The organism is Streptosporangium sp. NPDC002524 (assembly GCF_040295985.1).
In the GTDB taxonomy this organism is placed as follows: Bacteria; Actinomycetota; Actinomycetes; order Streptosporangiales; family Streptosporangiaceae; genus Streptosporangium.
The window spans coordinates 267,410-274,544 of record NZ_JBEOWK010000016.1 but is presented as its reverse complement, the minus strand read 5'-3'; the positions used below and the strand labels follow the sequence as shown (position 1 = coordinate 274,544).

Below are 7,135 nucleotides of genomic sequence, written 5' to 3'. Positions count from 1 at the left end.
TACGGGGTGGAGGCCGCCGCCAAGCGGTTCTTCGGCGTCAAGGCCGCCGATCTCACCTTGCCGCAGGCCGCGACGCTGGCCGGCGCCGTCCAAGATCCCAACGCCACCGATCCCAACCTGGGCAAGCGGCAGCGTGAGCGGTTGCTGAACCGGCGCAACGTGGTGCTGGACCGGATGGCCGAACTCGGCAAGATCACCGCCGCTGAGGCGGCGCAGGCCAAGGCCGCCAAACTCGGCTACAAGGGCACCAAGTTCCCCGGCGGGTGCGAATCCAGCGCCTACCCCTACTTCTGCATCTACGTCCGCAACGAGATCCTGCGCAATCCTGATTTCGGTAGGACGGCTCAGGCGCGGGAGGACTTCCTCAACCGGGGCGGGCTGACGATCCGCACCACGATCAACCCGGCCATGCAGGTGGCCGCCGATGCGGCGATCAAGAAGTGGGTCAACCCCTCCGACAACCCGGTGGCGGCCGAGGCCCTGGTCCAGCCGGGGACCGGGGCGATCAAGGCGATGGCCGCCAGCCGGCCGTATGGCCGCAGCAAGGCCAGGAACGAGATCTCCTACAACCTGGTCGCCGATGCCGCGCACGGCGGCGGGGTGGGTTTGCAGGCCGGTTCGACCTTCAAGACGTTCACGTTGCTGACCGCGCTGGGGCAGGGGATGAAGGTCAACGACGGGCTGGCGGCCGGGGCGGGTTTCCGTGCTTCGGGGCTTTCGGCGTTTCAGAACTGCAAGGGCCAAGACATCGGCGACCCGAATCACACCGTCACCAACGATGAGGGCAATCCGGGCTGGAAGACGTTGCAGACCGGCACCTGGGGGTCGGTGAACACCTTCTTCATGGCGCTGGAGCAGAAGGTCGGCCTGTGCGAGACGATCAAGACCGCCAAGTCGCTGGGCATCCACCGCTCCGACGGGTTGAAGCTGCTGGAGTTCTCCACGTTCACGCTGGGCACCAATGAGATGGACCCGGTGACGGTGGCCAACGCCTATGCCGCGATCGGCGCGCGGGGGAAGTACTGCGCGCCGATGGCGATCACCCGGATCACCGACCGCAACGGTAAGGTCACCGACTACAGGCCCAAGTGCCGCCAGGCGATCGACCCCGAGGTCGCCGACGCCGCGGCCGACATCTTGTCGGGGGTGTTCACCAAGGGCACCATGCGCGCCGTGGGCGGCATCGGCCGCGACGCGGCCGGCAAGACCGGCACCACCGACAGCTCCGCCACCGCGTGGTTCGCCGGGTTCACCCCGGACCTGGCCGGAGCGGTCAGCATCGGCGACCCACGCGGTTCGCAGGACTACAAGCTGAACGGCGTCACCATCGGCGGCCGCTACTACGGCTCGGTCTTCGGCGCGAGCATCCCGGGTCCGATCTGGAAGGACACGATGCTGGCGGCGTTGAAGAACGTCGAGCCGACGTCCTTCACCCCGATCAACACCGAACGCTTCGGCGGCTGCGGCCAGAGCTGCCAGCCCGCACCGCCCCCGTCGGACGACGAGGACGAGGGGCCCATCGAGCTCAACGGCCCCGACGACTCCGGCGGCTTCGACAGGCCCGGCTGGGACAACGGCCCCGGCGGTCGCGACGGCGGCAACGGTGGAAACGGCCGTGGCGGCCAGAACAACCCCTTCGGCGAGGGCGACGGCTGACGGGGACCCACCGCGACGGCTGACAGAAGCTCACCGCGACGGCTGACGGGGATCCACCGCGACGGCTGACGGGGACCCACCGCGACGGCTGACAGAAGCTCACCGCGACGGCTGACGGGAGCCGGGGCGTGTCAGCGGGCGCCGGGACCGCGGCTTCGGCGGGCCTTCGGGGCGGCGGGTGGCGTGCCTCACGCCGTCGAGGCCGACTGAGAACGGTGTCCGAAGCGCGCTTCTCGGTGGTGGCGTTCTCCCGCCAGGGCTCACGTCCTGCCGGGGGTGATCCCGTACCGCTGGAGCCGGTCGGCCTCGCCGGTGTGGCCCAGCTGTCTCAGCAGGCCGATCGCCCGTCGCAGGGCGCCAGGGAGGCCCAGCTCGGCGGCGCGCAGGTAGGCGAGGACGGCCCGGTCCGGGTGGCCGGTCTCGTGCAGCAGGACGGCGGTCCAGATCAGGGCGTCGGTGTCGCCCGCCTCGGTACGGGCGCTCAGCCAGGTGACGGCCTCCTCCGTCTCGCCGGTCTCGTACATCAGGTCCACCGCGTGGCCCAGGGCGTCGGTGTCGCCGGTCTCGGCGCGGGCCCGGAGCCAGGTGATCGCCTCTTCGGAACGGTCCATCTGGTACATCAGGGTGGTGAACCGCCCGAGGGCTTCGGCGTCGCCGGTCTCGGCGCGGGCTCGCAGCCAGGTGACCGCCTCCTCGGGTCGGCCGGTCTCCTGGAGCAGCTCGACCGTCTTCCACAGGGCGTCGGTGTCGCCGGTCTCGGCGCGGGCCCGGAGCCAGGTGATCGCCTCCTCGGTCCGGTCCGCCCGCTGGAGCAGCTCGACCATCCGCCACCCGGCGTCGGCGTCCCCGGCGTCGGCGGCGTGCCGGTACGCGGCGAGGGCCTCCTCGGTCCGGCCGGTCTCCTGGAGCAGCTCGACCATCCGCCAGCCGTCGCCGGTGTACCCGGTCTCGGCGGCGTGCCGGTACGCGGCGAGGGCCTCCTCCAGCCGGCCCTCCCGGTGCAGCAGGGCCGCCATCGACCAGTGCGAACCGGCGTTCCCCGACTCGGCGGCGCGCCGGTGGGCGGCGATCGCCTCCGTGGTCCGTCCCGCCCTCTCCAGAAGGTGCGGCAGCAGGTCGAGGGCGAGGCGGTCGCCGGTCTCCGCGCGGGCGTACAGCCAGGTGATCGCGTCCCCGAACCGGTTCGACTCCCGCAGTAGCTCGACCGCCTCCTCGAGGGCGAGGCGGTCGCCGGTCTCGGCGCGGGCGCTCAACCGGGTGATCGCCTCCTCGATCTGTCCCGTCCGCTGGAGGAGGCCGATCGATCGCCAGTAAGCGTATGTGTCGCCGGTCGCGGCGCGGGCGCTCAGCCAGCCGATCGCCTCCTCGGTCCGTCCCGTGTACCGGAGCAGCTCGACCGTCTTCGCGATCGCGCGATGGTCGCCCCTCTCGGCGCGGACGTACAGCCAGTTGATCGCCTCCGCGGCCCGGCCGGTCTCCTGGAGCAGCTCGACCGCCTCCCACAGGGCAGCGGTGTCGCCCTTCTCGGAGCGGATCCGCAGCCAGGTGAGCGCCTCCTCCGTCCGTCCCATCTCCCGCAGCAGGGCGACGGCCTGCTTGAGGGCGTGGCCGTCGCCGGTCCTCGCGGCGCGGCGGCAGGCGGTGATCGCCTCCACCTCACGGCCGGTCCGGTACAGCAGGGACGCCAGCCACTCCGGGGCGTCGACGTCCCCGGCCTTCGCGGCGTGCAGGTAGGCGGTGAGGGCCTCCTCATGGTGTCCCGCCCTGTCGAGGAGCGCCGCGGTCCAAACGGGAAGACCGGCGTCGCCGAACCAGTCGTGGGCGCTCAGCCAGGTGAGCGTCTCCTTCGCCCTTCCCTTGTTCACGAGCAGGGTGATCGCCTCTCTCGGTGCCTCCGCGTTCCCCGCCTCCGCGGCGTGCCGGTAGGCGGCGATCGCCCTCTCGCGGTGTCCGGCCCCCTTGAGGATGGCGGCGCTCCAGCCGAGGGTCCGGGCGCTGTCCGGCCCGCCGTGGACCCGCAGCCAGCTGAGCGCCTCCTCGGTACGTCCCGTCTCCTCCAGCAGGGCGATCGCCTGCCGGGGGGCGTCGGGGTCACCGGCCGTGGCGGCGGCCCCGTACAGCAGGAGGGCGTGGTGGTAGAGGCCGCGCTCCCGAGCCTGGGCGGCGAGGCGCGGCAGGTCCTCGGGGTCGGCGTGGAAGACCAGCGCGTCCCACAGGGCCGCGGGAGCGGGAAGCGTACGGCGCTCGGCGCGGCCGAGCTGCTCCAGGTGATCCGCCAGCCGGTAGCGGGGGGACGCGGACGGCTCGCCGTGGCCGGGGCGGACGCGGATGAGGGGACCGTGAGCACCGCAGGCGTAGGCCAGGGCCCGTTCGAACCAGTCCCGGGGCAGGGAGCCGTACTCGTAATCGGTCAGGTAGTCGAACGCGGCGGTCTTCAGGAGGGCGTGCGGAAGGGCGGGGCCGTGCTCCGCGCGCCGGGCGTCCATGGCGGCCTCGATCACGGCCTTGGCGGGGGCGGGCGCGTTGCGGTAGCGCTCCACCATGCCGGGTACGCCGGTCAGGTACTGGGTGATCCGGCCGTCGCGGGCCCCGGCGTACGCGCGCTCCAGGCGCGGATCGCCGCTCGCCGCGCCGCGCACCGCCGCCAGGGGAGAACCGGCGAAACGACCGGGAACGTGGATGGCCGCGCCGCTCACCAGCGCCCGTGCCTGGGTACGGGGGTCGGCGCCGCCTCTCGTGGCGGGAGCCGCGGTGAGGGCGGCCCAGTACTCGGGCCAGAGGGTGCCGAGGACCAGTACCGGGCCGCGCTCCGGGTCGTTCACCAGGGCGCGCAGCCCGGCGGCGACGCGCTCGCCCAGGCCGTCGGCCGGGTTGAGCAGGTAGGACTGCGCCTCGTCGAGCCACACGACGGTCCGCGGCGCGAGGGAGCCCAGGGCCAGGGCGGTCGTCTCCGGACGGCCGGGATCGCCCGGATGCCACAGCCGCCACCCGCCGGGCAGCAGTTGTACGGCCTCCCAGCAGGCCCGGGTCTTGCCGGTCGACGAGTCGCCGACCAGCATCGCGACCGCGCTGCGCCCGGCCACCGCCCGCCGTACGGCCGCGGCCAGGCGGTCGTCGTGGGGGCGCGGCACGTAGGTGGGCAGGCCGGGCATTCCGGCGGCCCCCGCGCCCGCGTCGATCGCCCGGTGCACCCCCAGCGAGAACGGGTCGGCCAGCGAGCGGATCGGCAGCCCGGCCGGTGAGGCCAGGCGGGCACTCCTCCACAGCTCGCGGCCCCGTCCGACGGCGTCGGCGGTGTCGGCGGGGTCTCGCCGGGCCAGCCGGGCCAGCACGGTGATGACGGCCGTCAGGTCGGCCTGGCTGGGAGGCGGCTCCGCCGAGGCCAGCATCCGGCGGACGGTCTCGGGTCCGGGGGCACGGGGGCCGGTGAGGTCACCGGCGATCTTCTCGGCGATGTCGTCGAGAGTGGGGGCCCCGGCTTCCTGGTACAGCTCGTGCAGCAGGTCCCCGAGGTCACGGAGCGGTCCCTGAGGAGGCCGCGGGCGGATGAACAGGAGCGGTCGCCGCCGTACGTCGCCGCCGTTCTCGTCGCCGTTGTTCATTTCTTGTCGCCACTCATCGCAACATCATCGCTCTCGATGGAGCATGTGAAAGACTGAAATCGGCAATAATAAGGTGACAAATATGCTTCCGTCGTAAGCGGAGGTCGGTTTCCCGATGGCGTGGTGCTCGCGGGAGGCGCCCCGGCCGTAGCTGTCGATGCGGAAAGGGACCTTTCCGCTGCATGAACCGATAATAGGTATTTAGACGTTTTCAGCGCATGTTCAGGGGATATTTCCGGGCTTGCCAAGCGAATCCGAAGGTTTCACCGGACCTCACCGCACTGGCCGAACGCGCCGGTGCTTGCCGGACGCGCTGGTGCTTGCCACACGCGCCAGTGCTTGCCGGTGTGCCGGTGCCCGCCGGAGCCGCGGGCGTCTGCCGAACGGGCCGGTATCTGTCGGAACCGCCGGTGTCTGCCGAACGGGCCGGTGTCTGCCGAACGAGCCTTGTGCCCGTCGGAGCCGTCGGAGTCGCCGGCGCCTGTCGGTGAGAAGTCCTGCCCGCTCCATTTTCGCGCCGCTCTGTAACGCGTACCGCCCCGCGCCCCCCGCTCCGCCCCATGCTGTTCCGTATTTTCCGCGCCGCCCTCGTGCCGCCCTCGTGCTGCCTCGCACCCCCGCTCAGCCCTTGTCCCGCACCATGCCGCATCACCGCGACCACCGCGACCACCGCGACCACCGTGACCACCGGGATTGACGCGACCACCGCGATCACCGGGTAATGAGGTGGCGCCGGTCCATGAGCCCCTGTTTGGATGCGGGTCATGACTGACACCGAGGGCTCGGGGGCCCTGCTGGACCTGATCGAGCACTACTACGACGCGGTTCCGCGACGCGAGGCCAGGGTCGAGGACCACGGGCCGCTCACCTTGTTCGTACGGGAAGGCGCGGGATGGCCCTTCTACGCGCGCCCGGCTTCCGAGTGGTCCGGCCCGGTGCGGGCCGACGACGTGGCCAGGGTCCGCGACCGGCAGCGCGAGCTCGGGATCCCGGAGAGCTTCGAGTGGGTGGCCGAGATCACGCCTGGGCTGCGCGCCGCGGTCGAGGGGGCGGGGCTCACGGTCCACGAGCATCCGCTGATGGTGCTCGGAACGGACACCGCGCCGGTCGGGCCGGAGGCGGCGCCCGGATACCCGGTGGTGCGGGTCCTGGGGGCGGACGACCCGGCGCTGCCCTCCGCGCTGGTGGTACCCCACCTCGCCTTCGCCGAGCCCGGCACCCGCGTCGGCGCGGCGGACACCGCGGACCTGGCGGAGGCGATCCTCGCCCGTGCCGGTGACGGCTCGCTGGAAAGCGGCGCCGCGCGGGTCCGGGCGGGGCTGACGGTGATCGCCGCGGCTGTCGAGGACGGTACGGCGCTGTGCGCGGGCCAGCACAACCAGGTCGGGGAGGTGAGCGAGATCGTCGGGGTCGGCACGCTGCCCGCCGCCCGCCGCCGCGGCCTCGCGCTCGCGGTCACCGCGGCGTTGATCGCCGACGCCCGCTCCCGGGGAGTGAAGACCGTCTTCCTGTCGGCGGGAGACGAGGATGTCGCCCGGATCTACGCCAGGCTCGGTTTCCGCCGCGCCGGCACGGCCCTGATCGCCGAACCCGCCGGTTAGCGCCCTGACCGGTCAGTGCCTCACCGGTCAGTGCCTCACCGGTCAGTGCCTTACCGGTCGGCGCTCTCACCGGTCCGAGCGCCTGGTCTGAGCGACTCGGTTCGAGCGACCCGGTCCGAGCGCCCTGGTCCGAGCAGCCCGGTTCGAGCAGGCCCGTCCGAGCGGCCTGGTCCGAGCGCCCTGGTCTGAGCGGCCCGGTCTGAGCGGCCCGGTCTGAGCGGCCCGGTCTGAGCAGCCCGGTCCGAGCAGCCCGGTCTGAGCGCCCTGGTCCGAGCA

4 protein-coding genes are annotated in these 7,135 nt (G+C 72.5%); 3 read left to right on the top strand and 1 reads right to left on the bottom strand.

All coding sequences use genetic code 11. The features are described from left to right. Positions 1 to 1,656, top strand: a 1,656-nt coding sequence (locus ABT053_RS27395) for a transglycosylase domain-containing protein (RefSeq protein ID WP_350972566.1), incomplete at its 5' end; no start/stop codon positions are given. Between the two features lie 260 nt (positions 1,657 to 1,916). Here the strand turns inward: ABT053_RS27395 and ABT053_RS27390 are convergent. Beyond that, positions 1,917 to 5,258, bottom strand: coding sequence for a hypothetical protein (locus tag ABT053_RS27390; protein WP_350972564.1), 3,342 nt, complete (start codon positions 5,256 to 5,258; stop codon positions 1,917 to 1,919). Positions 5,259 to 5,818: 560 nt separating this feature from the next. Here ABT053_RS27390 and ABT053_RS27385 point away from each other — a divergent pair. After that, on the top strand, positions 5,819 to 5,980 hold the full coding sequence (locus ABT053_RS27385) for a hypothetical protein (protein WP_350972562.1): 162 nt from the start codon (positions 5,819 to 5,821) through the stop codon (positions 5,978 to 5,980). A gap of 42 nt (positions 5,981 to 6,022) precedes the next feature. After that, positions 6,023 to 6,859 carry a GNAT family N-acetyltransferase gene (locus ABT053_RS27380; protein WP_350972560.1) on the top strand — a complete coding sequence of 279 codons (837 nt, stop codon included), beginning with the start codon at positions 6,023 to 6,025 and terminating at the stop codon, positions 6,857 to 6,859. Positions 6,860 to 7,135: the final 276 nt, after the last annotated feature.